This window comes from Atopobium sp. oral taxon 416 (assembly GCF_018128285.1).
In the GTDB taxonomy this organism is placed as follows: domain Bacteria; phylum Actinomycetota; class Coriobacteriia; order Coriobacteriales; family Atopobiaceae; genus Olsenella_L.
This window is the reverse complement of sequence record NZ_CP072380.1, coordinates 2,546,615-2,571,373: the sequence shown is the minus strand read 5'-3', so window position 1 is coordinate 2,571,373 and position 24,759 is coordinate 2,546,615. Positions and strand designations below refer to the sequence as shown.

The window sequence follows — 24,759 nt, the reverse complement described above, 5'->3', positions numbered from 1 at the left end:
CCTACCTCCCTTTGTATCGGATGCATTTGACGAAGTGAAATCCTTCGGGAAAACGGCGCGGGGCGGCCCCTCGCGGGGCCGTTCGTCTTGAGACTGCGTGTTTTCTGCATGCGAGCTGCGCAAAGCTATGGCGGGCTACCCACACAAACTACCGAAGAGCCCAATTTTTCGAAGGTTACGGCTGAGGTAAACCGTACAGGCCGCCCTGTAACGGTGCTCAAGAACAACAAGCCGTGGGTAATCATCCAGCCTGCGTCTACAGCGACAGACGATGCGCTCGATGTTGCGGTCGACTTCATGGATGAGTATACCGACGTCTTCTCAGAGCTTGCCAAATGAGTGGGCCTGTGACGATAGGGAAGAGCCAGGTCCTTGCTATCCATTCTGCTGCAATAGAGAAGTTCGGTGGCGTCGGCGGCGTGTGCGACGAAGGAATGCTGGAGTCTGCACTTGCTCGGCCCCATCAGACGTTCGGGGGAATCGAGCTCTATGGCAGCGATGTGGCAAAAGCATGCAGGCTCTGCTACGGCATCATCAGCGACCATCCCTTTGTGGATGGCAACAAGCGAACGGGCGCTGCGCTGCTTGGTACCTGTCTTAGGCTTGCTGGCTATGAGTTCAAGCCGCGACATGACGAGTTCCTCGCTGAAATGCTTGGAATCGCTAGCGGGACAACCTCCTTTGAGCAGCTCGTCGAATGGGTCGAGGCGGTTGTCAGCTAGCCAAAGTGCTAATGGGGATAGCTGGATTGAGACAAGGGCGCTGTGGTTGGTTGCCGTCCATAATGAGGTAGGTGTCGCCGCTCTTCTCGGCATCCGCTCTGTCGGTGTGTGCCGCTTTGCCTGCGACATCATCCCGAAGCTGCCTGCAGCGATCGAGTGGAGTAACTAATCTCTCGGAGCGATGGACTGAATGAGCGTTCAGGCTATCCGATTGCCGCAGCCCACTTTCTGCCCCTTGGAGTTTCCTGTGAAGACGGCGTCCATTTCGCATTGAGCACTGTGTGCGCTATAGACTCTCGTTGGATTCCTGTGGCCCTTCGAAAGAAGTTGAACCGCTGACTTTCAAAGCGTTCTCGCTTTCAAGGTGTTGCTGCACGATATGCTGCTATACATATATGGAAACCCCAATAAAAAATTGGGGTTACATGATAAAATTTGCAGTATGAAGTTTACTGACTACATAAATAGCCACCATGTGTTCACCACATCCTCACTCTTCGAGGCGATGGACTCTCCGGCATCGGCCGAGGAGCAGCTGCGCCTCGCCGTGAAATCGGGTGCCGTGGAGCGTGCGCGTCGTGGTCTCCTCGTCTCCAATCATGGCCGGTTCAAGGATGTCTCCGTAGAACAGACGGAAGTCGTCACTGCGCTCGATGCCGGTGCAGTCATCTCGTACCACTCGGCTCTTGAAGCGCACGGCGTCGCACATAATGTGGGCTTCGTATGTCGCTTCCGCTCAGATATCGTGCACTCTGAATTCGACTTCCGAGGCATCGCATACCGCCCCTGCGGGCCGGTGGAAAACGCAAGGTCGAAAACCATGAGATCACCTGCAGGTGCGTATCTTGCCACAACCAGGGAGCAGACGGTCGTGGACTGCCTGGGGAAGCCTGCCTTGGCAGGAGGAATCGAGGAGGCAGTGCGAAGCCTGAGCGCCTTTATATATCTCAACGTGGAGGAGCTGGTTGTGCTGGCCATCGATGCAGGGCCTTCTATGGTGTCCCGCGTTGGATGGCTGCTGTCCGAGAAACAGGCTGAATGGCATGTGAACGAAGAGAGTCTTTCTCTGCTTGAGGAATGGCTGGGGCCAGGCCCTTACCGTCTGGGGCCTGCGGGCGTTAAATCGGTAAGCTGGGTTGCCAGATGGCGGCTCGTCCTGCCCGGAAGCAAGGAAGAGGTGCAATCGTGGATAACGCACTTGTAAGGGAGTTTCCGCCGCGCACGCTTGACAAGGTTGAGAGGCTCCTCGATCTGCTCGCCGAGCTTGACGAGCATCCATTGCTGGCAGGCAAATTCGCACTCCACGGAGGAACTGCCATCAACCTGTTCATGCTCGATGTGCTGAGGCTTTCCGTCGACATTCGACCTCTCGTATGTTGGAGCGCTCGACAGGGGTGCCATGCTCGCCGACAGGCCGATAGTCGAGAGGTCGATAGACGAGGTGGCTCGTTCCCAGGGATATGCTGTCTCCGGGGCGAAAGGTGGCCATGCTGGCAGGACGTTTGTATTGAACTACAGGTCGCGGTGGGGTGCAGACCACATCAAGATAGATTGCATCTACATGAACCGCTCTCCATTGATATTGGTCGAGCACAGAATATCCCCGCTAAGACCGGAGCTCGCCGTTTCCGTCTTCTCGGATGCGAAGCTTGCCGGAGGAAAGGCCAAGGCATTCTTCGATCGCGTGAAGGCTCGAGACCTCTACGACGTAGCGAATCTCAGACGTGTGCTTGATGGAAGGAGCATGGAAGAACGCGCTACAGCCCACAAAGTATAATCTTGTTCTATGCATCGCTTTCGGCGACGTTTCCTCGCGGTTTCGAGAATCGCCCCGAGCGATTCGCTGACAGGTCGCGCGAACTCGAGGAACAGCTCCTGCCCATGCTCAGGAGAGGTGAAGAGGTGCCTACTATTGAAGGGCTGATTGCAGCTGCGCACGAGTTTGTCTCTGGCTACGTGCTGCCCAAGACAGATGGGGAGCGTGAGTATCTCATACGGTTTGAGCGAGGGGAATTCGATCCGTCATTGCTGTTCGGGGATGGCCCGATCACCCGTGCGGCGATTGCCAACCCGGAAGCCCAGTGGAAGCTCCAGAATATCCGAAAGATGCAGTGCTGAGACCTTCTCATACAGCTGATGCCATGTAGTTGGTCGTTGCATTGCGTTGTGGGGCAGTGTCCCTCTTCGGTCATTGCTATCGCCTCTTGCTCAGAGGCTGTTGTTATTGGGCCGGCAAGCGCTCCGGCATGGTTCACAGATATCGCACCGAAATCATCTGGTGGGGCGCTGTGCAGAAAGATTAGACTCTGCTCTGCTCGAGAGGCCATGGGGATGGGCGGATGATATGCCTGCGCGAGGCCGATGCAGCGTGCAAGACCATGCCGCCTGCATGCCTTCAGGACCGGATGAGAAGCTGCTTGCATAGTGTGGTGCCATCCGTACCGTATCATGCAGGAAATGCGGGTGCATCAAGATAGAGGCAGTGATGCAGCTTGGCTTCTCGGTCGCCGGTGCCGCTTTCCTGCCTGTGCTCTTTGCCTCCAATGCCAGATGGGCAAGGAGCCGGCTTTCAGGCTTTGAGGAGCTGCAGAAGCATGAGAGCAAGGCTCTGCTGTGCTCTCATGTGTGGGACAGGTGCTCGCCACCTGTACCTCGCTCTCATTCGTCTGTCTCGAGGGGGCTTCGTTTTCCTGAACCCTCACGCTTGCTGCTGCATCCCTCCTCAGGGTCCTCTATGAAATCGCTTGGGTTCGCTATTTCAGGGGCGTAGGGAAGCTCGATGGGATGTATCAGTCCTAAGGACCTATCCCTGTGCCCATGGCGAGCCTGCCGGTTGCAGCCTTCATCCTTCTGGGAGTATGGCACGGGTCGCCCCTGGCAGCGATCTTTCTGCCATCATCCTTGCTATCGGCCATGTCGGCATCCATCTGGAGCATCTCCATGAACTGGAGGGCGGACGGTCCTGAAGGACGTGTGAGGAAGATGAAAGGCATCATGCTCTGGATGCCTTTGCCGGGCTGCTTCGAAGGCACCCCGATCTGCATATGAGGCCAGGGGAGAGGAAGACACATGCCCTACAGGAACTTGTCAAGCTCGCGGTCGACTTCCGGCTTGCGCTTTACGTGAGGCTCTGCGATGAAGACCCCATCGCGCACCACGTGCCTGACATTGCGCAGGGTGGTGAGGTCGTCGAGGGGGTTGGCGTCGGTCACGATCATGTCTGCATGCTTGCCGGGCTCGAGCGATCCCGTCACATCATCGATTCCTGCTATCTGGGCATTGCCGAGTGTGGCGCTGTACAGGGAGAATGCGGGGGTTACGCCCACGTATCTGCAGAAATAGACGAGCTCGCGCCAGAAATCGTATTGCGTGATCCAGGGGCAGCCCACGTCGTTTCCGAGAGCGACCGGTATGCCCGCTTCGAGTGCGGCCTTGGAGCAGGCGATGATTCCCTCGAAGACCATGTTGCCGTTGTACTGCTCTATCTCGGATGCATGGGAGATGGAGCGGCCGAAAAGCGCATAGGGAAGAGCAGGGGAGAGCGTCGTGCAGAGGGAGGCTCCGGTGGTCTGGAAGAGCTCCATGATGGTGGCATCGGGCTTGGCGCCATGCTCTATGGAGTCGACACCGTTCTCGAGAGCGGCCCTGAGCCCCTCTACGCCTTCGACGTGGGCGGCAACCTTGTAGCCAAGCTGGTGGGCGCGGTTGCAGGCGGCCTTTATCATGGCAGGATCCATGCGGAGAAGGCCTGCCTCTCCTTTGCGTGTGCCATCGAGCACGCCGCCTGTGATCATAAGCTTGATGAGGTCGCAGCGCTGCTCCCTGCAGTGCTCGACCTGTGCGAGCGCTTCGTCGATGGAGCCTGCAGCGATTGCGACCGATCCTGCCATATGGCCTCCCGGCACCGAGATGCCCTCATTGGCAGCGAGGATGCGGGGACCCAGCACCTTGCCGGATGCAATCTCGTCACGGCAGCGTGTGTCGAAGTCGCCGAGGCCGCCCACGGTGCGGATTGTCGTGACGCCGCTCATGAGCTCGATCTGCGCATACTGGCGCACGAGCCGATAGGCCACTGCCCGGGTGAGGCCGTTGCTCATGATCTTATTGACCAGCGCTGCATTGTCGCGCTGCTTCTTCTGCGGCTTGCCGTTTCCTGCCAGGTGAACGTGCATGTTGATGAGGCCAGGCATGAGGAAGAGGCCTTTCAGATTACGGACTTCGCAGCCGGCGTAGGCGCTCTTCTCCGCCTCGGGAACGATTGCCTCGATGCTGCTGCCAGAAGTGACGAGGACCATGCCCTCCTTGGGTTCCATGCCTTTCGTGCCATCGAGGATGGTTGCTCCGATGTATGCAGTGCGTCCGGTCGTGCCCATATGCCTTCTCCTTCTGGGTCTTGTGGTATTGGTTGCGAGTCTAGCAAAAATGATGCATCAGGGAGTTACGGAAGAAAGAATGCATTGCCTGGCCGCATGCGCTGCTATGAATGATGCGGCATATAGAGCGACCAAAGTGCTGCATATCTCCCGTGGCTGGCGCACCTTGCGAGAGCCGCATCGTCGTTCCTTGTACTGAGTGTGTAAGGCCTGCACGGCACCGTAGCGTCCGTACCGTACAAGGTAGGGAGTGATGGGCAGGGGCATGGAGGCAAAGATGCAGCTTGGCTTCTCGGCCGTCGGTGCCGCATTCCTGCTTGCGCTCTTCATTCCCAATATCAGATGGGCAAAGAGGCAGCCTGCAGGATATGAGGAACTGCAGAAGCATGAGGGCAGGGTCCTGCTCGTGCTCGAACGTGCAGGACAGGCGCTCACCACCTGTGCTTCGCTCATATTCGTCTGTCCCGAAGGCGCTTCGTTTCCCTGGATCTTAGTGCTTGTTGCTGCGTCTTTCTCGTGGTTCTCTACGAGATTGCCTGGGCCCGCTATTTCAGGGATGGAGCGAGGCTTGATGGGATGTATCGGTCTCTGGGGCCTATCCCCGTGCCCATAGCAAGCCTGCCGGTTGCGGCCTTCATCCTTCTGGGAATATGGCACGAGTCGCCTATAGCAGTGATATCTGCCATCATCCTCGCTATCGGCCATATCGGCATCCATCTGGGGCATCTCCATGAATTGGAAGGACGACAGCCATGAAGGCATGGCTGCAGTTTGGGACGCTGCTATTGATGACCGATGAGTTCCGGGGCAGACTTAAGCAAGATGCTGCTGCATGTGCGTCTCCTGCCTGCATGCAGCCGATAAGCAGAGAGGCGGATGCGGCACGCCTATCCGGGTTGTCTGAAGGGAACGGGGGGAGCATTTCGGGAAAGGGCCAACATGGAATTCCGCAAGATAAGAAAGAGGAAGAACGAGATTGGCATCGCTGCTGTCAAAGAGCTCCTGATCCAGACAAGAAGAGGTGTCCTGGCTGTCAATGGGGATGGTGGCTATCCGTATGCCATCCCTATCAACTTCCTGTACGACGAGGAATCGAATCGGATCATCGTCCATGGGTCGAAGAAAGGGCACAAGGTCGACGCACTGAAGAAGAGCGACAAGGTCTGCTTTACCGTCTATGGAAACGAGACCATCAAGGATGAGTCCTGGGCACCCTATCTTGAGAGTGCTGTCGTCTTTGGCCGATGCCATCTCGTCGACAGCCTCGAAGACAATATCCGTTACGTGCGTCAGTTCGCTCTGAAGTACTATCCCAGCGCAGAGCTGGTGGAGGAGGAAACCCAGGCTTCAGGCAGGGCTGTACAGATGTTCGTGATCGATATCGAGCATATGAGCGGAAAGAAGATCCAAGAGCGATAGGGGAAGCTCCGGCACGTTGGTGATGCCCTGTACCGGATGCTCTGAATGTGCAGGATCTTGCTGATACAGCCGGCCAAAGCAGTGGGAGCAGGTGATAGAGGTGCTCTTCCGCTCAGCGCGGCAAGGCATGTCTGCCTTCTGCAGAGTCTCGGAATCAGCATCTTTTTTGCGGAAAAGGCTTTCCTCGCTGCGAATGTACTGATGGCTATCGGTCTACATTGACATGATTAACACAGACAATGTAAGGCAATAATATATATACGTCTTACATAAGGAGAGAATTATGGCATCTGTGACAGTGCGAGTGGATGAAGAGACGAAAGCCGAGGCAACCGCAATTGTCGAGGATTTCGGCTTTGACCTCTCATCAGTTACAAGGGCCTTCTACCGGCAGATTGTCCGCGAGAGGCGGATTCCCCTGAATCTCTCCTACGGCGATCCCAACGAGGAAAGCCTGCAGAGCGTAAAAGATGCTGAGGAAATCTTGGAGAAAGGTGGTCATGGATATCGCAGTGCGCATGAAATGCTCGATGCAGCACTGAAAGATTAGGTATATGGGCAGGCTTGAGCCGGATTGCCCTCCCGGCGTTTTCGCGTGATGTGAAGAGGCTTGCCAAGCGGCATGTAGATCTCGGTTTGCTTGAGGCTGTTGTCGAGCTTGTGTGCCAGAACGATGCTGATGCGCTCGACGAACTCAAGCGCAGGCATAACATGCAGCGCCCTCAAAGGAGGCTGGGCAGGCAGCCGTGAGCGCCATGTAGCAAATCCAGGAGGCTGGCTGACGTGGGGAAGGGCTTGCAGAAGCATCTGGATATGATTCTGCGTCTGGCGAGACGGATGAAGAGGGCTGCGAAAGCGGCGATGCATGCGGCGACGAGATGTCTCGAAAGTCAGGCTCCGCTATAGACGCGGACCTTCAGCTCTATGCGGAATGCGAGATATCGCTATCTCTCATGGTGCTATCATTTCTGCCAAGCAGCTGAAAGAAGGCATCCATGAAGAGGAAGATTGCCCTGTTCATCATCCTGGCCTTTGCGATTGACTGGATTCTGTGGATTGCTACGACGATAGCGTTTGGTCCGGTCACCGAAGGAGCCGGCCTCTGGTCTCTTGTCATGCCGCTTGCAATGTTCGGGCCCATGGTGGCTGCCCTTATCGTCCGTGCTGTTCCGGGAGAGGATATAGAGCGTGGCTGGCGTCCGAAGATTCGCGGACACGTGAGGGTCTATCTTCTTGCCTGGTTTGCTCCTGCTGCCCTGTCCGTGCTTGGCGCAGCCCTCTATTTCCTGGCCTTCCCGGGAGAGTTCGATGCGGAGGCAGGGCGCTTCTCTGCAGCAGCGCAGGCCCAGCTCGGCATCTCTTCTGACAAGGTGTCTCTGATGCTTGCTGTGCAGATTGCCTATGCCGTTGTCGTAGCGCCTCTCATCAACATGCTTGTCGCAATCGGCGAGGAGGCAGGCTGGCGAGGATTCCTCTTTCCGGCGCTGGGACACTACATTCCTGAGCGCAAGGCTGCGCTCTTGACGGGTGCCATCTGGGGTCTCTGGCATGCGCCGCTCATTGCCGAAGGCTACAACTACGGTACGGACTATGCAGGATTTCCTGTTACAGGCATCTTGATGATGGTGGCAGGATGCACTGCCTTCGGCATGCTTCTTGCCTTCCTCCGCAGCCGCACGGGAAGTGTCTGGGCACCAGCGCTCGCCCATGGCGCGATGAATGCGACAGCGGGTCTGGGGCTTCTCTTCAGCTCCGGCACTTCGACTATCATGGGCCCCTCGCCTCTGGGTCTCGCTGGGTTCCTGCCTTCGCTTGTGCTCGCAGTCTTTCTCTGGCGGCACATGGATGGAAAGCGCACGGAAGGTCAGGCGGCAAAGCATCTGGCGCATTAGCAGGTGCTCCGGCTTCTCCTGCATGAGCTGAGATTCGCGACACATTGCGTCGCGAATTGGACAGACGCCGGAGAGAGATGTTCCCTTTACCTCGCAGGATGCTTGTCTGGGGCAGGCTTCCTCTTCGTTTTTTTCTTCGGTGCATAGTCTCTGTAGTAGCCCGGCACATCCATGCGGGATATGGCCCAGAGATAGAGGCTTGCCGTGCTTCCGTAAGGTTCCGGTAGCACTCGAACATCTCGCGTGTGATAGTGCGGTGATGGTAGGCCATGCGCATGCCGCGCTGGATGGCAAGGTCTCCGAAGGACAGGATATCGGGACGCCCGAGATTGAATAGCAGGAGCATCTCTGCGGTCCAGCGCCCGACGCCGGGAAGCGAGCTCAATGCCTCTATCGCTTCTTCGTCGGACATGTGCTCGACAGCTTCGATGTCGAAGGCGCCTGAGAGGATCTTGTCGGCTATGCCCCTGATGTAGTCGACCTTCTTGAATGTCGTGCTGCAGGACTGGAGCTCCTCGGCTGTGGCAGAGGCGATGGCCTCAGGCGTCACGTCGCCGGGCATGCCTTGGAGGCGAGCCCAGATCGTTGCCTGGGCTGCGTTTGAGACCTGCTGGCCGATGATGTGATGGACGATGCCGGAAAAGAGGCCTCCTTCATCCATTTCGCGATAGATGTGTCCCACGGCGTCTATGGCTTCCCCCAGCTTCCTGTCGTGACGTTTGAGGTAGGCGACCTTCTCATCGCCGTACTCGAAGTAGCGCGTCATGCTACTCTGCCTGCTCCTTCAGTGCATGGAATCCTGCTGTTTCGGCATCTTCTGCCGTCGCAAAGTAGCGGCAGCGCTCCTGGAGTGACACCAGTTCGGATGCGCCGGGCCTCCAGAAGCAGCCGGATGCTGTGTCTGCGACGACGAAGGCCTGGGCAAACGAGCTGTCGTGCGCTTCGAGGATCTCATGCATATCGTCAGGGGTGAGGTCAGAGAAGGCATAGGCGGTACCGCGTCCCATGCGGACAGAATTCGGAATGCCTGTGAGTGCCGTGCCCTTTCTTTGGGCGCTTGAAGGAAGGCTTCATGGCGCCTTCGAATTCGAGGGGTGCAATCTTCTTGTCGATGCCACCGCCAAATCCCGTGAGGCTGCCATTGGATCCGACGACGCGGTGGCAGGGGACGATCACACCGTAGATATTGCGACCGACGGCTCCTCCGACAGTACGCGGTGACTGGCGCCTGCCGCCACGGTCTCTATGGAGTGCGCAATGTCGCCGTAGGTCACGGCCTCGCCGTAGGGAATCTCGAGCATGGCGGAACGCACAAGCTTCTGGAATGCTGTGCCCTGGTCTTTGAGGGGGAGTTCTGAGGGGTCGGGACGCAGGCCTTCGAAATAGCGGTCGAGCCAGGCTCTTGCCTCCTGGAGCACAGCAAGGTCATCTCTGCGTATGAGCTCGCCTTCCATATCCTTTGAGACATGGCGGCCATTGCTGAAGCAGCAGCCGCAGAGCTCGGACCCATCGCTCAGAAGCGTGAGGGTGCCGACCAGAGGTGTATGGCACTCGGTAAAGTACATGGCGCACCTTTCGGAGATGACGCAGATGACAGGGATGCGTGGGCATGAACCGCACATCTGTTCCTATTCTAGACCATGCACTATCTGAGACCCTGCACGATGGCAGGCGGAGCTGCCCGGGCTAGACGATCTGGTCCTGCGTGCCGGCTGCGGTACTGCTGTCGGCCGGTCCGATGCCGAGGACCGGATCTACCCTGATTATCTGCGAGATGCCAGCATGTCTGAGCTCCTCGACCTGCTCGTCGGTGGCGCCGTTGTCGGTGATGAGGAGATTGACCTCGTCGGTGGTGCCGAACTGGAAACTCGAGGTCTTCCCGATCTTTGAGGAGTCGGCGACGATGATGTGGGTACGGGAGCGCTCGAGCATCATAGCGTTGACGGCGGGCTCGGGAGCCGTGGCAGAGGTCAGGCCATACTCAACAGAGAGCCCTGTGAGGCCGAGGAATGACTTTGTTGCTGCAACGCGCCGGATACAGTTGATCGCGAACTCTCCCGTCATTGATGTCTTCGGAGGGCGGATCTCGCCGCCGGTAAGGATGAGGGAGACGTTCGGTAGCTCCTTGAGCAGAAGTGCCTTGCCGTTGTTCGTAATGATTGTGACGTCCTGGGCCGTGATGTTCTCGATGATGGAGAGCGCCGTCGAGCTCGTGTTGATGAAGATGCAGTCGCCGTCCTGGACATGCTTTGCTGCCTCGCGGGCAATTGCCTTGTTTGCACGAATCTGGTGAGAGCCTGAAGGACGCCCCAAGGGGTTCAGGAGCTTTGCTGTGCCATACTGCCTCGAGATGGTTACGTCCGTAAAGTGGTGTAAAAACGGGAGCGAGCCAGAGGCCCGTCTTCCAAGTAAACTTGCAATCACCAAAAGGCACAGAGAATCGAAGGCTTAGCATGGCTCGAATCAATATTACCCTCGAAAGCGACAAGATAGCGCAGGTCCTCGCGGATTCCAGAGGGGACGCGTTTCGGCTCCTCTTGCAGCAGTTTCTCAACGCGATCCTGTCGGCAAACTCCGCCGAGCAGCTGCGCGCCAAGCCCTACGAGCGCACGGCGGAGCGGACCGACTTCCGCAACGGCACCCGCAAGAGGTCCCTCGTCACCAGGGTCGGCACGGTCGAGCTCGCCGTCTCGCGCCACCGCAACGTCTCGTTTAAGACGCTCGTGTTCGACAACTACAGGCGCGCCGAGGCCGTCCTGGTCCTCGCGATGGCCGAGATGGTCGTCGGCGGCGCTCGATAGCCAAGGTCGGCCGCGTGATGGAGGAGATCTGCGGCAGGGGCTTCTCCAAGCAGGCCGTCTCGCAGGCCTGCGCCGAGCTCGACGAGGCGCTCGAGAGGTTTCGCAACCGCCCCATAGAGGGCGGCCGCGTCAGGCCGAAGGCGCTGCTCGTGGCCATCGGGCTGACGCCGACGGGCGACAAGGAAGTGCTCGGCGTCGAGCTCGCCGACGGCGAGATTAACGTGGCCGAGGCCGCCCCGAAGGGGCTCAGGGCCGGGCTGCGCAGTAAGCTCGCCGAGATGTTCAACTGCCCTGACAGGGCGTCGGCCGAGCGCAGGCGCGACGAGATCGCCGCCGACTACCGCGAGAGGGCCCCGAGGGCAGTCGAGCGGCTGCTCGAAGGCTTCGACGACGCGATGACCGTGATGGCGCTGCCCGCCGGCGACATGCGCCGCTGCACCCGCACGTCGAACTACCTCGAGTGCCTCAACCGCGAGATCAAGCGCCGCTCGCGGGCGGTCGGGGTCTTCCCGAGCCCGGAGTCTGCGCTCAGGCTCGCGACGGCGGTGCTCATGCGGGAGGACGAGTGAGCTGTAATCTTTTGGTGGACAGTGGGATTCAGGGACTGGCAACAGATATGCTCTGTCCAGATACCCACCTACCAACACCAGCAGATTGAAGAGATGAGATGTCGCTAAGCGCAAGCGAGATAGAGAAGGCAAAGTCCCGCACGAAGCCGGAAACACCCAGGCACTACACTGAAGAAGTATCACCTCGAGGCTGTCGAGTACTACAGGAAGGCACGTGAGGTCGATCCGAAGAAGAGCATCAGGGAGTGCGCCGCGAAGCTTAAGGATCAACGACAAGACCCTAAACGACTGGATCATCAAGCACTCAAAGACCAAAAGGGTGACCCAGGAAAGGATCGACGAGCACAAGCAGCTCGACAGGGCCAACAGGCGCATACACGAGCTCGAGAGCGAGAATAAGTTCCTAAAAAAGAGGCAGCCTTCTTCGCCGGAAGCCTCTGACCAAGGACAGGTTTTAACTCATGCTGGCAAAGAGGGCAACCTACAGCGTCTCGATGATGGAGCGCGTACTGGAGGTGAGCAGGGCTCACTTCTACCGATGGCTCAAGGCCGGAGGCGGTGAGGATCCGTGGGGTCCCCTCAAGGAAGCCATCTGCGCGATATGGGAGGAAAGCGACAGGCGCTTTAGCTTTCGCTAGGTCTGATCCAAGCTCACAGGAGATCCAAAGTTACGCAAAATTTACAGGCACGACCCGCTACCGCGTGCGCAGGTGCATGGCTAAGCTGGAGATAGGCGGCATCTGATCCAATGCCTCCAAGAGAACGACGCTGCCCGCACCTGATACCCCCGAGCGCCCCGACCTCACCCGGCGCGGCTTTTCGTGTCCCGTTCCGACAGCCAAGCTCGTGGGCGATACAACCTATCGCAGGACCACGGCAGGCTTTATATATCTCGCCGTCGCACACGATCTGTGCACACACATGGTGGTGGGCTGAAGCATACAGGACAACATGAGGGCAGGCCTTGTCGTCTTTGCCCTAAAGATGGCATATTCGCGCGGATACGTGGCCGGAGGGGCCATATTCTAAGCAGCCCAGGCAGCCAGTACATAAGCTCAAAGCTGACCGCCTGCTCAGCCGTACACGACGTGAGGCTCTCCGTGGGGAGAACCGGAAGCTGCCACGACAATGCGCTCGCCAAATCGCTTTTCACCACGCTCAAGAACGAATGGTACTACCACAAGCGCCTCTTAGATGCATCCACGACCAAGCACAAGGCACACGAGTTTAATCGAGTCGTACTGCAACCGCTTCCGCCCGCATAAGTCCATAGGAGATCGCGTGCCGGAAGAGGTGATGCAGGAGTTCTTTGAGCACCTCGAGAAAGGCCTTGCATACGATCCAAAGGCGATGCAGGCCGCATAGAATCTGAGATTCCTCTGTCCATTATATTGACAGGGCTCAGAGCGCTGGCAGGGGCCGGGGAGGAAGGCCTGCTACCGCCCGGCGGTCGAGGAGCTCGAGAAGCGGGCGCCCGTGCTCGCCGCCATCGCGCGCGATCAGTGCGGGCTCATGAAGGCGAAATAGGAGATGTGGGGCGTTCGCGAATTTACACACGAATTCGGACTTGGCCGACTTCTTTGCAAAGAAGACCAGCTAGCAGGGTATGAGGTCAGCACAGCTATGCAGATTAGGCTTGCTATCGTAATTATGACAGAGATGGCAAAGCCATGCTGTATCGGAGCGCGCATGTTGCGGGTCTCTGCGTTCTTCGCTCGGACGTCTGCTTTGTTGAAGAGTTCGCGTTCGAAGTCCTCACGTCCATAGGTCTTGACGGCCAGGATGTTCGTGACTGAGCCACTCAGGACACCGCTCAATGTATTCTGTGCCCTTGAGGCGGTGGAGAGCGGCAAGATACGTCGGTACATCTTTGTAGTGACGATCAAATAGATCACGAGCATGATTGCAAGCAGGACTGCATAGATCGAAACTGCAGGTCCCAAGATGACAAAGGTGGCGACGACGCTCGCAACGATGGGGATGAGGGAATACACCACGACATCCACCAACTGGGTGCACTCGCTCATGAGCGATCTTCCGAACCGACTCGTATGGAACTTCATTGACCGATTTGACAGTGTATCGAAGCATAGGCGTGCGAGCTTGTAGTTGCCATTGATTTCGAGGCGGTAGACGCTGTAGTCCTGCAGCTTTGAGAGCGCCTGGCTGACGGCGTAGACGATCAAAAGGGCTAAGATGTAGCCTTTGAAGACCGAAAAGACCTGATTAGGTGGGGTCGGATCGGCTTGGAAGCGGTCGATAATGAGGCCCCTTTACATAGGTGAGCAGAACGACGTAGCCCACCGAGCTGATCACGGACAAGGTTGCGATGCGGGGATCTGTTTGGTGACGTCACGAAAACGCTGAGGGTGCGACATGATACCATCTTGTCTAAGGGCGCTGATTGCCCCCTGCGCCATGAAAGACTCTTCAAGTGATGTAGTGAACCTGTTCAGTGTACCCGCTCGGCGCTGGTTGCCTACAGGTGCCATTGAGTTTGTTGAAAGCTGGATGAGGGCAGTGTAGAGCATCGCGCACGGCGGAAGTATTGGCCCTCTCAGCGTTTATTTTGTTTTGGACGATATTGCTGTAAAGGCTGTTTGCTACAGTGTGAACAGCCAGACTAATGGTGTTTTATCTCAATTAACTAAAGGAGTGTTTTTGTTATGATCGTTCTCCTCATTATCGTTGTCATCCTCATTATCCTCGGCGCGTTCGTCGTGCGGCAGCAGCATGTAGCGGTGATCGAACGCTGGGGCAAGTTTCACCGCTTTGCTGGGCCGGGCTTTCACGTAAAGATCCCCATCATCGATACGATGTACGATCTGAGCCTCATGACGGAAGATAAGCACATGACCTTTGACGCGAAGACCTCCGACAATGTGACAATTGAGCTGGATGTCTCCATCCAGTACCACATCGACTATTCGGATATGGAGAAAGGGGAAGGCTCCGGTGTCTACCGGAGCTTCTACACCCTGCAGGACCCGGTGGGGCAGATGCAGGACTACTTGGCAGATGCGCTGCGTTCGCAAATTCCGGCGCGTGCGCTCGATGAGGTGTTCTCGGAGAAGGATTCTATTGCCCAGTCGATCGACCGGGTCGTAGCAGAGAAGATGCGCGGGTATGGCTACGTGTTGGTGACGACGCTCATCACAAGCATCAAGCTGCCGAAAGAGGTGCAGGAGTCAATGAACCACATCATCGCCTCCAAAAACAACCTTGAGTCTGCGACGAACGATGCAAACGCTAATAAGGCAAAGACCGTGATCACCGCACAGGCACGTGCGGAGGCAATGGCAGCAGAAGGCAAAGGTATCGCGGATCAGCGTGTGGCGATTGCGCGGGGCATCAAAGAGTCGATCGACACAATTAAAGGTGCTGAGCTCAGCGAAGATGAGGCGAATCAACTCTTCGAGTTCACTCAGTGGATCGATATGATGAACCAGTACGCCGCAAAGGGCGCCTCCACGGTGGTACTTCCCAACGACTTCAATCAAGTGGCCTCGCAGTTTGAGCAGTATCTGACGGCACGGGATGCTCCGAAACCGCAGGGGGGATCTGCGAAATAATCTTTTAAGTCTGCATAGAGCCCTGTGAGGCAGAGGGGGCTTCTCCTGTGTGAGCGGGAGGAGTACTTTGCCATTACTAGGCTAATACCTGCTGCTATACATGGAACGAATACTGGATAACGAACGAATACTGGATAACGTATATGCGCATTATACAGCGTGTCGGAAAACTCCAAGCTAATGGGTAGGAGATAGGCAACCGATCAGAGCGATCCACTATGAGAAAGGCAAATGAGACGCAGAAATTTTTCCAGACTTTCAGCTGCAGGTATCATGGTGGGCCTTGGTCTGACTGGCTGTAGCAATAATCATAACAATCAGAATAAGGATTCCTCTGATTCTGGGTAGGGACAGAATACAACACCGGATGCATCAAATGCTATCGGCTACGATGCGGGACAGATTCCCGATATTCCTGAGTCGATTCCGGATAGGTATGACCAACCTGCCGATCAATAGGGAATGCTGCGGGAATTGGACCACCAGACCTATGAGCCCTATGGATATAACGCCAATCAGCCCTATGGCATCCTCTACATCAGCTGCGGGGGATGGAGCAATGAGACAACGCTGCTCGGGGTACTCGGCAACGAGACCAGCTTTAAGAACAATATCGACCATACGATCCAGAATGGACGGATTGAGCCGTCGCTGCTCGTGGTACTGAGCTACAACAATACGATTGGGTCGGACAGCTCTGACTATGAGCTGGCGCTGCAGCTTACGAATAACTACCACAATGAGCTGCGCAATGATCTGATGCCGGCAGTGAAATCCCGGTGGCATACCTATGCTACTAGCACGACTCTGGAGGCTTTTCGGGCTTCCCGGGATCACCGTGGGTTTGCGGGGTTCTCGATGGGTTCGGTGAACGCCTGGCACACCTTCCAGTATTGTTTAGACTATTTTGGATGGTTCATACCGATAAGCGGATCGGTGCCTTCAGACGGCAGTGTGATTGCCTGGCAAATAGCTGACCAGGGCTTCACCTCGAGCGATTTTTTCATCTACTCGATGTCCGGCACGGATGGCTTCGCCTATTCGGGGATCAAGACACAGATCCAGAATATGAAGAACGACTCCTCCAGCAGGTTTATCGCGGCCGATTCCCAGGATGGGGGAAGCATCGCCTTTCGCGAGTAGGAAGGGTTTGAGCACAACGTACAGGCCGCCGGTGAGTACACCCATAACGATATGAGACTCTTCTTCAATGGTCCCCACTACAGCAACGGCGGCACTACCCAACAGACAGTCTGGTACAACCGTGATAACCCGATCGACCAGGTGAGAGGTGACGGTGCCTTCGACGACTGGGGGAGAATGATCTTCCCGGTCGATGAGGGATACATGTCCGGAGATACCTTAGGCACCATAAACCTGGCGTGGTACAGCGCGGCCGATTCCAATAAGACAGTTACAATTCTACTCACAGGATGAGATCGACGATAGTCCGGACCTGGCAAATACGGGCCTCTTTTCTCCGGGGTAGCAGGATGCCAGGACTGCCTTCTGCTGCGCAGGCGGTGGTTTTACCTATGTGGCTGCAATCCACGATTCCATGTCCCATGCTTTGGAGTTTTCGCACAAGGGCTACAACGCTTTTGTGACCGTCTATCGCCCGGGCGTACAGACCGCCTGCGAAGACCTTTCGTGGGCGATCGCTTACGTGCAGGATCACGCCGATGAGCTTGGAGTTTCAATGGATGGCTACTCCATCTGTGATGGCTCTGCCGGCGCCAGGATGGCCGATTGGGTCGGATCCGAGGGAACCTCTGCCTCTATTAATGAGAACTGCCCCAGACTTGTCGCAATCGTGATGCAGTACACAGGTCTCTCAGAGGTGACCAGCGAAAAGCTGTCAACCTATTCCAATATAGGCACAGCGGATGGGATCACCAACTGGCGCGTCATGTCCGATCAGTGCAATGAGCTCAATGCGCGGGGCATCCCGGCGTAGATTGAAGTGTTCTATGGCCTTTACCATAGCCTTGGCCTCGGGATCGGAACCGTTGCGGAAGGCTGGTTGGACCACGCAGTGAGCTTCTGGGAGGACCAGGTATAAACGGAGTACGCGGTCTATAACTTTGCAGCTTGAGGCACGATATTAAGGAGAGGGAAAATATTGACATTGTGTCAATAGATGGGTATGTTTAAAAATGAAGGCGAGGCGTCAGTTAGCGTGAAAAAAGAGAAGACCGAAGCGCGCAGAGATGAGATCCTCGATGCACTGGATGCGCTCTACAAGAAAAGCCAGTACTGCAACGTTACAGTCAAAGACATTGCAGCCTATACCAGCTTTTCCCGGCCTTCCATCTACAATTACTTCCGCACCATTCAAGAGATCTTCTTAGGGCTCCTGACCCGAGAATGCAATCGCTGCGTCGACGATCTTCAGGCCATCATCGATGACCATGATCAGTTGGACGCCGATGGGTTGGCATCGGCGTTGGCACACGTGTTTGATAATCATCAGACGATGCTTAGGATCCAGTCAAACAATCTCAACGAGATTGAGGAGCAGAGCCGGCTCGAGTGTTTGGTGGAGTTCAAGACGGCGATGAAATGTGAGTTCGATACCTTCGATGCCTGCCTCAAAAAGTTTCTGCCTGGGATGACAGACGAGAAGTGCCAAGAGATTCGGTTCCAGTTTTTCCCGTATCTCAATGGGGTTTACTCCTATGCGCATCACACCGACAAACAGGTGAAGGCTATGGATATAGTGGGGACACCACATCCTGAGGTAGCGGTCTACCAGCTGGTGTATTCACTGTTTGCAAAGTTATTGCAGCCGTAAATAAGCAATCTGATTCTCTTTGGAAATTTATAGACATGTTGTCAAGAAAAGTACTATAAAAAGTAAATTGACACAGCGTCAGAAGTTCCGAAAGAATCCAAGCATTGTGGTCTGAAAGCTGCAAGGGGGGGGAGCGCGACGATGAAGACCCTTGTTCTCCAAGGGAGTTCGAACAGAGACGGTTCAACCGCACTGCTGTCCCATACCTTCGCTGAAGGTACTTAGTCGGTGAGACACAGTGTGGAGATCATCGATGTCACGTATGCCAATGTCTGTCCCTGTACCGGATGTGTCACCTGTAGCTACGAGGGCCCCTGCGTACAGAAGGGCGGTATGGAGACGCTGCGTAAGAGAATCCTCGATGCGGATATGCTCATCTTTGCAACGCCGCTCCACTACCACGGGATAACTGTGCAGTTCAAGATGGCTGTAGGCCGCTTCTGCGCCTTCAGCTCGAGTCTCCATGCAAAGCATATGGCCTCTGCGCTGATCGTGGATGCCTGGAATTCTTCGGATTGGACCTTCGACGCGTCAAACGCCCACTACAAGACCCTGGTGCGCTACCTGAACTTCCAAGATAAAGGTGAGACCTTAGGGTATGGCTGTGGGGCGCCGGGGATGACAAAAAGGTCCAGGTATGTCAAACAAGCCCGTGAGTTTGGCAGGAACCTGAAGCAAGAAACCATCAAAGGAGTGATTGAGTATGGCAACGTTAGTCGCATATTTTTCTTCAACCAAGAACGGAAACACCGCACGTGCAGCAGCTTCCTTAGCTAAGGCAGCAGGCGCGGACCTCGTATCGATCGATCCGAAGAAGCCCTATACTGCGGCTGATATGAACTGGAAAGATCCTAACTCCAGAAGCACCAAGGAAAAGAATGATCCAAGCATCCGTCCTGAGATCACCACGGCTCCGGTGGATATCACAAAATATGACAAGCTCTACATCGGTTTCCCGATTTGGTGGGGCGTAGCGCCTAACGTCGTGAAAACGTTCCTGGATGCCAATGACTTCTCTGGCAAGCAGGTCTACGTCTTTGCGACTTCCGGCGGTACCGGCATCAGTGCTGCTGTTTCTGATCTGAAACGTACCTATCCGAAGCTCGACATTGTTAAGGGCAAGATGGCAAACGGCGGCGTTTCCGGAGACATCTTTGCATAAGGTTTACCAGTATGAGAGAGGGGGGGGGGTGCGTTCCCCTCTCTCTTTGCCAATAATGTGCATACTACATAAGATAATATGAAGTGTCCCCACATTTATAGAAGATTTGTGGCGTGAAGACCTGTGGAACTTCAGTTTGCAGGATGAAACGCCGTCCAATCATGTCTGCCTTAGCTCTCAAATGTTTGAGGGTTTTAGCGCTGACTTCACCTGTGATGGCAATGAAGTATCCACTTGATCAGAACGTATGTTTATGCCAGCAGACATGGCACAACTATGATGTGTGGGCCTCCCATATGTGGAAGGCGGTGAGTACTTTCAAAGTACGCACGAACTCGCTTGAGTGGGCGCTGGGTGGATCACGTAGTGGATATGGTCTTTGTCGGTTTGCATGTGAAGTATCTGGATGGTGTGCTTCAGAGCGATTTTTTAGTTGAGAGCTAAGTGATGTTTGTGATCATCACCTAAGCGATAAGTGTCTTTCTTCGCTAGTTGGTGGAAAGGATGAGGTGGCAGCAAAGTAGGTATCTCGAAGGGTTTTCTGGCTCACAGTGACTGTTCAAGGTGGCGCTTCTTGCTCTTAGGTGTCAGTGAATATATTGCATACAGCAAGCTATCGATATTTAGGCAGGCAAGACAAGCATGCAGTATGGAGTGCAAACCAACTACAGCTGCCATATTAGCGCCAACCACTATCGCGAGTTGAAATGCCTTTGCCTATATGCGAACAACCTCTACAGCAAGGCTTTGTATCAAACAAGGCAGCATCTCTTCATTGCAGGCGGGCTTCTCAGCTGAAAGACCAACTATCATCTGTGCAAAACCAACGATACCTACAAGATGCTGCAAGCCTAAGGGGCCCAACACACGATAAAGGGTGTCGCCTATAGCATAAAAGCTTCCCCTACAGTATTGAGAAGATACAAGAGTGGCAACTACAGCTACTCTCAAGTGTTGATCTCACACTACAGGGCAAAAGGTAGTGTGTTCTTGCTGATACTTCCCACGAACGGGTTGTAGAGACTGCCCGCTCACAGGCAGCTCACACAGACCTATCCGGGCCATGTCGGATGTTTGGATGGGCAGTGTATCAAGGGCATCCTCTCTAGACAGCCAGCAGCTGCTTTCAAAATCCAATATGTGCTTAAAGCCCGACAACCCCTTAGCTTGAATGAGTACTGTGTTATGGGAGTGGATATAGAAGCTGACAATCTCGCCGTACGTCACCTCCGGCCATGGGCGCTTAGTTGGCAGGCGATAACTCAAGTCAGCCAACCACTATTGCAACAGGCACTTGGCGTATCTGAAAAGCCGACTAGACACAGGCAAATCTGACAGGTAGCCGACAAAGGGAGTCGGCGTGTGTATGGCTGCATGCTCAAAGCGGCACGCGCCATCGCCAACCTGTGCATAGAGAAGAACACAGACACCCTGATTGTTGGATCCAACATGGGATGCAAGCAGGGAGCAGCCACGGCAGAAAGAATGATCAAGCGCTCATACAGATTCCCTGTAGGCTACTCGAACGCTAGCTCACATACCGATACATGCAGCAGAAAGAGACCTACACGTCCAAAGCATCCTATATGGGTGGGGATCGAATACAAGCCCGCTGACAAGTGAGCACACCTTTTCTTAGGCAAGCACATCTGAGACGGCCTATAGCGAACCCAAAGATAGCATCTGGGTGAGCGCAGACATCAACGCTGCCGTAAACATTACACACAAGCAAAAGCCAGCAGAGCGGCAACTGTGTGTTGTGGCAACACCTCAGCAAATTCACGTCGATTAAGACATGGGTCACACCAAAATCCCGTAAACTGTAGTTGGCGGGAATGTCAACTACTGATCAAAAGGAGGACTCACTATGCCCTGCGTTATCGATTTCGGTAGTCTGAACATGGATCTCTCAATAGCCTGTGAGCGTATCCCCCAGGCAGGAGAGACGGTCCCGGGCCATGACTTCCTGATCAATCCCGGTGGCAAGGGAGCCAACCAAGCGGTAGCGGCTTCCCGGCTCGGTGCTCAGGTCTTTTTGATCGGCGCTGTCGGAAACGATGTGTTTGGAAAACAGCTTGTGGAGATGCTACCAGCTGCGGGTGTTGATAAAAGCGAAGTGCGGATCCTCGACGACATTTCAAGCGGTTTGGCGATGATTACCAGAACCGATTCTGATAACCGGATCATCCTGAATGCCGGAGCAAACCATGCGTTGGGGCTTGATGAGGTAAGTGAGAGCCTCTCTCGGGTAGCGCACCCTGCCGATATCTTTGTCACACAGCTCGAGTGTGGTTACAGGGCGACCTTGGCAGCGCTGAGAAAGGCCCATGATCAGGGACTTGTTACGCTCTTCAACCCTGCGCCTGCGATGTCGCTGCCGGACAGTATCTGGGATTCAGTTGATATGGTCTGCGTCAATGAGACTGAGTGTCAGACAATCACCGGTATTCTACCGACCGACAAAGCGACCATAAAACAGGGCTTGTCCTGGTTTATCAAGCAGGGGGTTCCTACGGCGATCATTACATTGGGAGATAAAGGTGCTGCATTGATGCAGGGAGAGATCTATCTTTATCAACCTGCCCTCGAGGTGAAGGTAGAAGACACTACCGGTGCCGGCGATACCTTCATAGGAGCCTTGGCAGTAATGGTCGCGGAGCATAAGGACAGGGAGTTTACGCTTCGATGGGCGAGCTGTGCAGCTGCTCTTACCACAACCAAAGTCGGAGCCCAACGCTCGATTCCGACTCGTGCAGAAGTCGATGAGTTCTATAGCCATATTGGATAGGTATTACTACTGGCTCAATCGTGAGGTTCGATGAGAAGATGCGGATATAACCCCGTATACCTATGGGGTTGAGTAACCATACGGGTACGGTTTTAATCATGCCCTTGCACCATGTCTTGGGGAGGGGAAACTGTGCGGGTCAACAACGAAGTGGGTGTCCACAAGGTGATTGAGGATGCGGAAGAAGCTTGCCGCAGCGGCTTTCTTTGCGCTGAGTCGGTGGTGCGGTCAATCTGTGATAACTTTGGTCTCGATTTACCGGATGAGGTTATCAAGCAAGATGGCGACCGGGATATCCGGTGGTATTGCAAGGCCCCGGCTGTATGTGTGGCGCCCTAACGGGCAGCGTGATGATGCTCAGCATGTTCTTCGGACGGACCGAACCCGGCGGCCCTCAGGCTGCCAAATGCGTGCAACTATCCCATAAACTGCACGACGGGCTCCGTGAGGCCAACGGTAAACATGCGGGGTATTGTCGTATTCTGACACACTAGTTTGCTGGGGTATCGCAGAAATGTAAAGAGCAATGCATCCGTTATTCTGGCATGTGTGCAGGTGAATTAGCTCAGGTCCTTATCCCCCACAAGATCTTTTGCACCGTCAGCGGCTGTAAGAACCGGGTGGTCCTTTCGGGACGTATAGATAGACGAGATGTAGTTCTTCGACACCAGAGTCGAGCACGAGGAAGGCGCGAAGCAAGATGGAGAGGGCAAGGATAGGGATCTTGCGGCCAAGATGGGCATGCAGGGAGTGCGGGAATACCCTCACGGAAGAGGTGCCCTTCAGGGCCCCAGGCCAGCGCATCACGCTGTTGCTGCTCGCGTTCGTGTGTGACCTGCTTGCCCTGGGTTAGACCCTTAAGGCAGTGTCCCTCATGATAGGGCTCAACAGGAATGTGGTGAAAAAGATCGACCGCGCGAGGCTCTCTGCGCTCTATACGGAGAAGGGCGAGGACGGCGAGACCAGACTCCGGAAGCCGAAGCGGCAGGCAAGGTATCTGGGCGCAGATACGTTCAAGCTTTACGGCGGGCACAGATATGCCACCGTAGTCATAGACCTTAAGACAGGCCATGTGCTGTAGCTCGCTCATTCCAAGAAGAAGCAGGTCGTGCATGAATTCTGTGACTTTGTGCTCGCTGAGTGGATATCCAATGTGGAGACAATCGCCTGCGACATGAACGCAGACTTCGAGTGCGCATTCCTTAAGCGCCATCCGCATCTCTCGGTCGTCTACGACTGCTTCCATATCGTGAAGAACTTCAACGAGAAGGTGATCTGTAAGGTCAGGAAGGATAAGCAGGCAAGGCTTAAGGAGGAGGGCGACAGCGAGGCCGTGCGTGCCCTCAAGCACTCCACATACATCCTTATGTCCTGTGCCGACACCAGGAAGAGGAAGGAGCGCTATGCACACGCCGGCAAGGTGGTCTTAAGGGGAAGCGCCTTCTTCGGCAAGCAGGAGGCCCTGCAGAGGGGAGGCGCCAGGAAGCGCTACGAGTACCTCATATCCCAAAACGAGCTCCTCGCAGCCTGCGACATCGTAGATGAGATGCTCACGCAGGCCTATTCGTGCACCGATGTGGATGCGATACGCGATGCGATGGAGCAGGTCGTGGAGGTCTGCCACGGCACGAAAGACAGGCATTTCGCCAGGGTTGCCCGCCTCGTGGAGAGCCACATGGAGGGAATCGTCGCGCACGCCAGGCACCGGATCTCTTCGGGTAGGGTCGAAGGCACCAACTGCATGATCAAGATGCTCAGGAGGGCAGGCTAGGGATACCCTAACGACGAATACTTCTTCCTCAAGATATTCGATTGCCAGCAGGCGCTACTCGAAGGCTTCCAGGGCTGCTTCGTGATGGGTCTGCACACAGGTTTTAGGTCTGAGCCAAACTTTTTCGACTTTACGCACGGGGCGCGCCGTGCCTTCCCTACCTTCCTGATCTGCCCAGCATGAGGCTCTGCTTAAGCCGGTGGCTAGGGCCACCGAACTCCACGAGCTTGCCCGTGGTGTACGACGCGCTCCACGATTGCCGCTGCGAGCTTGTCGTCGGCGAAGAGCGTCCCCCAGCGGCTGAATTCGACGTTGGTGGTGAAGATCACGCTCCTCCTCTTGTAGCTTTCCGATATCACCTGGTAGAGCAGCCTCGCGCCGTTCACGTCGAAGGGCACGTAGCCGAACTCGTCCAGGATGAGGAGCCTCGCCTTGGCTATATCGGCGAGTAGCCTGTCGAGCGTGCCTTCGCGCTTCGCCTGGCCGAGATGGAGCATAAGCTGCGCGGTCTGGAAGAACCTCGCCGCGTAGAGCGCCGAGGTCACGGCGATGCCAAGGGCTATCGCCATGTGGGTCTTGCCGCGGCCGGTCTGGCCGTAGAAGACCAGGCCCTCCACGTCGCCCACGAACGCCAGCGAGCACATCTCGTCGCGCCCCCACCCGTCGGGGAAGGCGACGTTGGTCCAGTCGAAGCCCTCGACCGACTTCGGCGCTGGGAAGCGCGCCTGCCTGAGCAGGCGTGCCCTCTTCGAGCGGTCCCTGTGGGTGCACAGGCGCTCATGCACGATGGTTGTGCCTTCAGCTCAGTGGCCGCAAGGTCTTCTGATCCTTTCCGTGGACGGCTTGTGGCCACAGACTACGGTATAGGGGCTCGTGTGGACGTCTGTGCCAACCTG

The 24,759-nt window shown here is 55.8% G+C and carries 35 protein-coding genes and 2 pseudogenes; 27 read left to right on the top strand and 10 right to left on the bottom strand.

Annotated features, from left to right (window positions below):
- Positions 1 to 108 precede the first annotated feature (108 nt).
- The 6 genes from J4859_RS13425 (at position 109) to J4859_RS13400 (ending at position 2,840) form a co-directional block, all read left to right on the top strand.
- Positions 109 to 339 carry a type II toxin-antitoxin system Phd/YefM family antitoxin gene (locus tag J4859_RS13425; RefSeq protein ID WP_212330514.1) on the top strand — a complete coding sequence of 77 codons (231 nt, stop codon included), beginning with the start codon at positions 109 to 111 and terminating at the stop codon, positions 337 to 339.
- On the top strand, positions 336 to 722 hold the full coding sequence (locus J4859_RS13420) for a type II toxin-antitoxin system death-on-curing family toxin (RefSeq protein ID WP_212330512.1): 387 nt from the start codon (positions 336 to 338) through the stop codon (positions 720 to 722). Before J4859_RS13425 ends, J4859_RS13420 begins: the two co-directional genes overlap by 4 nt.
- 46 nt (positions 723 to 768) lie before the next feature.
- Positions 769 to 891, top strand: coding sequence for a hypothetical protein (locus tag J4859_RS17165; RefSeq protein ID WP_256436756.1), 123 nt, complete (start codon positions 769 to 771; stop codon positions 889 to 891).
- Between the two features lie 273 nt (positions 892 to 1,164).
- Positions 1,165 to 1,926 carry a hypothetical protein gene (locus tag J4859_RS13415; RefSeq protein ID WP_212330510.1) on the top strand — a complete coding sequence of 254 codons (762 nt, stop codon included), beginning with the start codon at positions 1,165 to 1,167 and terminating at the stop codon, positions 1,924 to 1,926.
- Between the two features lie 195 nt (positions 1,927 to 2,121).
- Positions 2,122 to 2,499, top strand: a complete 378-nt coding sequence (locus tag J4859_RS13405) for a nucleotidyl transferase AbiEii/AbiGii toxin family protein (protein WP_212330508.1) — start codon at positions 2,122 to 2,124, stop codon at positions 2,497 to 2,499.
- 125 nt (positions 2,500 to 2,624) lie between these two features.
- Positions 2,625 to 2,840, top strand: coding sequence for a hypothetical protein (locus tag J4859_RS13400; protein WP_212330506.1), 216 nt, complete (start codon positions 2,625 to 2,627; stop codon positions 2,838 to 2,840).
- A gap of 677 nt (positions 2,841 to 3,517) precedes the next feature.
- Here J4859_RS13400 and J4859_RS13395 read toward each other — a convergent pair.
- Both J4859_RS13395 and J4859_RS13390 read right to left on the bottom strand, forming a co-directional pair.
- Positions 3,518 to 3,766: a hypothetical protein gene (locus J4859_RS13395; protein WP_212330504.1), complete on the bottom strand. Its 249-nt coding sequence runs from the start codon at positions 3,764 to 3,766 to the stop codon at positions 3,518 to 3,520.
- Between the two features lie 30 nt (positions 3,767 to 3,796).
- Positions 3,797 to 5,095, bottom strand: coding sequence for an amidohydrolase family protein (locus tag J4859_RS13390; protein WP_212330502.1), 1,299 nt, complete (start codon positions 5,093 to 5,095; stop codon positions 3,797 to 3,799).
- 265 nt (positions 5,096 to 5,360) lie between these two features.
- Between J4859_RS13390 and J4859_RS13385 the strand changes: the two genes are divergently transcribed.
- From J4859_RS13385 to J4859_RS13375, 3 genes are all read left to right on the top strand, one after another.
- Positions 5,361 to 5,708, top strand: a complete 348-nt coding sequence (locus J4859_RS13385; RefSeq protein ID WP_212330499.1) for a hypothetical protein — start codon at positions 5,361 to 5,363, stop codon at positions 5,706 to 5,708.
- A 326-nt stretch (positions 5,709 to 6,034) separates the two neighbouring features.
- Positions 6,035 to 6,514, top strand: a complete 480-nt coding sequence (locus J4859_RS13380) for a pyridoxamine 5'-phosphate oxidase family protein (protein WP_212330497.1) — start codon at positions 6,035 to 6,037, stop codon at positions 6,512 to 6,514.
- 283 nt (positions 6,515 to 6,797) lie between these two features.
- Positions 6,798 to 7,064: a type II toxin-antitoxin system RelB/DinJ family antitoxin gene (locus J4859_RS13375; protein WP_212330495.1), complete on the top strand. Its 267-nt coding sequence runs from the start codon at positions 6,798 to 6,800 to the stop codon at positions 7,062 to 7,064.
- On the opposite strand, the gene J4859_RS13370 is transcribed toward J4859_RS13375, so the two are convergent.
- Positions 7,061 to 7,240 carry a hypothetical protein gene (locus J4859_RS13370; protein ID WP_212330493.1) on the bottom strand — a complete coding sequence of 60 codons (180 nt, stop codon included), beginning with the start codon at positions 7,238 to 7,240 and terminating at the stop codon, positions 7,061 to 7,063. The two genes, J4859_RS13375 and J4859_RS13370, sit on opposite strands and share 4 nt — an antisense overlap.
- 269 nt (positions 7,241 to 7,509) lie before the next feature.
- On the opposite strand from J4859_RS13370, the pseudogene J4859_RS17940 reads away from it, so the two are divergent.
- Positions 7,510 to 8,226, top strand: a pseudogene (locus tag J4859_RS17940) (type II CAAX prenyl endopeptidase Rce1 family protein); the annotation flags it as partial.
- A gap of 55 nt (positions 8,227 to 8,281) precedes the next feature.
- On the opposite strand, the gene J4859_RS16460 reads toward J4859_RS17940, so the two are convergent.
- From J4859_RS16460 to J4859_RS13350, 5 genes are all read right to left on the bottom strand, one after another.
- On the bottom strand, positions 8,282 to 9,172 hold the full coding sequence (locus J4859_RS16460) for a DNA-3-methyladenine glycosylase (RefSeq protein ID WP_249113654.1): 891 nt from the start codon (positions 9,170 to 9,172) through the stop codon (positions 8,282 to 8,284).
- Position 9,173: 1 nt separating this feature from the next.
- Positions 9,174 to 9,413, bottom strand: a complete 240-nt coding sequence (locus J4859_RS13360) for an Ada metal-binding domain-containing protein (protein ID WP_212330489.1) — start codon at positions 9,411 to 9,413, stop codon at positions 9,174 to 9,176.
- Positions 9,382 to 9,582 carry an MGMT family protein gene (locus J4859_RS17935; RefSeq protein ID WP_371812072.1) on the bottom strand — a complete coding sequence of 67 codons (201 nt, stop codon included), beginning with the start codon at positions 9,580 to 9,582 and terminating at the stop codon, positions 9,382 to 9,384. Before J4859_RS17935 ends, J4859_RS13360 begins: the two co-directional genes overlap by 32 nt.
- Positions 9,579 to 9,971 (bottom strand): methylated-DNA--[protein]-cysteine S-methyltransferase, encoded by a 393-nt coding sequence (locus tag J4859_RS13355; RefSeq protein ID WP_212330487.1) that lies wholly within the window; start codon positions 9,969 to 9,971, stop codon positions 9,579 to 9,581. The genes J4859_RS17935 and J4859_RS13355 overlap by 4 nt, the downstream gene beginning before the upstream one ends.
- A gap of 121 nt (positions 9,972 to 10,092) precedes the next feature.
- Positions 10,093 to 10,719, bottom strand: coding sequence for a DeoR/GlpR family DNA-binding transcription regulator (locus J4859_RS13350; RefSeq protein WP_249113653.1), 627 nt, complete (start codon positions 10,717 to 10,719; stop codon positions 10,093 to 10,095).
- A 140-nt stretch (positions 10,720 to 10,859) separates the two neighbouring features.
- On the opposite strand from J4859_RS13350, the gene J4859_RS13345 reads away from it, so the two are divergent.
- From J4859_RS13345 to J4859_RS13330, 4 genes are all read left to right on the top strand, one after another.
- Positions 10,860 to 11,207, top strand: coding sequence for a transposase (locus J4859_RS13345; RefSeq protein WP_212330486.1), 348 nt, complete (start codon positions 10,860 to 10,862; stop codon positions 11,205 to 11,207).
- A gap of 17 nt (positions 11,208 to 11,224) precedes the next feature.
- Positions 11,225 to 11,776 carry a transposase gene (locus J4859_RS17160; RefSeq protein ID WP_256436887.1) on the top strand — a complete coding sequence of 184 codons (552 nt, stop codon included), beginning with the start codon at positions 11,225 to 11,227 and terminating at the stop codon, positions 11,774 to 11,776.
- Between the two features lie 461 nt (positions 11,777 to 12,237).
- Positions 12,238 to 12,414 carry a hypothetical protein gene (locus J4859_RS13335; protein WP_212330484.1) on the top strand — a complete coding sequence of 59 codons (177 nt, stop codon included), beginning with the start codon at positions 12,238 to 12,240 and terminating at the stop codon, positions 12,412 to 12,414.
- Positions 12,415 to 12,864: 450 nt separating this feature from the next.
- The gene (locus J4859_RS13330) at positions 12,865 to 13,041 is read left to right on the top strand and encodes a hypothetical protein (RefSeq protein WP_212330483.1); all 177 of its coding nucleotides are present in this window, start codon (positions 12,865 to 12,867) and stop codon (positions 13,039 to 13,041) included.
- A gap of 234 nt (positions 13,042 to 13,275) precedes the next feature.
- Here J4859_RS13330 and J4859_RS13325 read toward each other — a convergent pair whose 3' ends face one another.
- Positions 13,276 to 13,962, bottom strand: coding sequence for an ABC transporter transmembrane domain-containing protein (locus tag J4859_RS13325; RefSeq protein WP_249113652.1), 687 nt, complete (start codon positions 13,960 to 13,962; stop codon positions 13,276 to 13,278).
- 480 nt (positions 13,963 to 14,442) lie between these two features.
- Between J4859_RS13325 and J4859_RS13320 the strand changes: the two genes are divergently transcribed.
- The 13 genes and pseudogenes from J4859_RS13320 to J4859_RS13255 form a co-directional block, all read left to right on the top strand.
- Positions 14,443 to 15,348, top strand: coding sequence for an SPFH domain-containing protein (locus tag J4859_RS13320; RefSeq protein WP_212330482.1), 906 nt, complete (start codon positions 14,443 to 14,445; stop codon positions 15,346 to 15,348).
- Between the two features lie 462 nt (positions 15,349 to 15,810).
- The gene (locus J4859_RS13315; RefSeq protein WP_212330480.1) at positions 15,811 to 16,491 is read left to right on the top strand and encodes an esterase family protein; all 681 of its coding nucleotides are present in this window, start codon (positions 15,811 to 15,813) and stop codon (positions 16,489 to 16,491) included.
- 51 nt (positions 16,492 to 16,542) lie between these two features.
- The gene (locus J4859_RS13310; protein ID WP_212330478.1) at positions 16,543 to 16,785 is read left to right on the top strand and encodes a hypothetical protein; all 243 of its coding nucleotides are present in this window, start codon (positions 16,543 to 16,545) and stop codon (positions 16,783 to 16,785) included.
- Between the two features lie 100 nt (positions 16,786 to 16,885).
- Positions 16,886 to 17,305: a hypothetical protein gene (locus J4859_RS13305; RefSeq protein ID WP_212330476.1), complete on the top strand. Its 420-nt coding sequence runs from the start codon at positions 16,886 to 16,888 to the stop codon at positions 17,303 to 17,305.
- 222 nt (positions 17,306 to 17,527) lie between these two features.
- Positions 17,528 to 18,142, top strand: coding sequence for a TetR/AcrR family transcriptional regulator (locus J4859_RS13300; RefSeq protein ID WP_212330474.1), 615 nt, complete (start codon positions 17,528 to 17,530; stop codon positions 18,140 to 18,142).
- Between the two features lie 228 nt (positions 18,143 to 18,370).
- Positions 18,371 to 18,919: a flavodoxin family protein gene (locus J4859_RS13295; RefSeq protein ID WP_212330472.1), complete on the top strand. Its 549-nt coding sequence runs from the start codon at positions 18,371 to 18,373 to the stop codon at positions 18,917 to 18,919.
- Entirely contained in the window at positions 18,846 to 19,304 is a 459-nt protein-coding gene (locus tag J4859_RS13290) for a flavodoxin (RefSeq protein ID WP_212330470.1), read from the top strand. The genes J4859_RS13295 and J4859_RS13290 overlap by 74 nt, the downstream gene beginning before the upstream one ends.
- Before the next feature lie 1,867 nt (positions 19,305 to 21,171).
- A complete protein-coding gene (locus tag J4859_RS13280; RefSeq protein WP_212330467.1) occupies positions 21,172 to 22,092 on the top strand; it encodes a ribokinase in 921 nt (306 codons plus the stop codon).
- Positions 22,093 to 22,224: 132 nt separating this feature from the next.
- Complete coding sequence (locus tag J4859_RS13275) at positions 22,225 to 22,431, top strand: hypothetical protein (protein ID WP_212330466.1); 207 nt, start codon at positions 22,225 to 22,227, stop codon at positions 22,429 to 22,431.
- A complete protein-coding gene (locus J4859_RS17930; RefSeq protein ID WP_212330463.1) occupies positions 22,416 to 22,586 on the top strand; it encodes a C-GCAxxG-C-C family protein in 171 nt (56 codons plus the stop codon). The genes J4859_RS13275 and J4859_RS17930 overlap by 16 nt, the downstream gene beginning before the upstream one ends.
- A 206-nt stretch (positions 22,587 to 22,792) precedes the next feature.
- Complete coding sequence (locus J4859_RS13265) at positions 22,793 to 22,945, top strand: hypothetical protein (RefSeq protein WP_212330461.1); 153 nt, start codon at positions 22,793 to 22,795, stop codon at positions 22,943 to 22,945.
- A gap of 21 nt (positions 22,946 to 22,966) precedes the next feature.
- On the top strand, positions 22,967 to 23,173 hold the full coding sequence (locus J4859_RS13260; protein WP_212330459.1) for a hypothetical protein: 207 nt from the start codon (positions 22,967 to 22,969) through the stop codon (positions 23,171 to 23,173).
- Between the two features lie 18 nt (positions 23,174 to 23,191).
- Positions 23,192 to 23,863: pseudogene (locus tag J4859_RS13255) on the top strand (transposase); the annotation flags it as partial.
- Positions 23,864 to 24,066: 203 nt separating this feature from the next.
- Here J4859_RS13255 and J4859_RS13250 read toward each other — a convergent pair.
- Positions 24,067 to 24,648 (bottom strand): ATP-binding protein, encoded by a 582-nt coding sequence (locus tag J4859_RS13250; RefSeq protein WP_249113651.1) that lies wholly within the window; start codon positions 24,646 to 24,648, stop codon positions 24,067 to 24,069.
- Between the last annotated feature and the right edge of the window lie 111 nt (positions 24,649 to 24,759).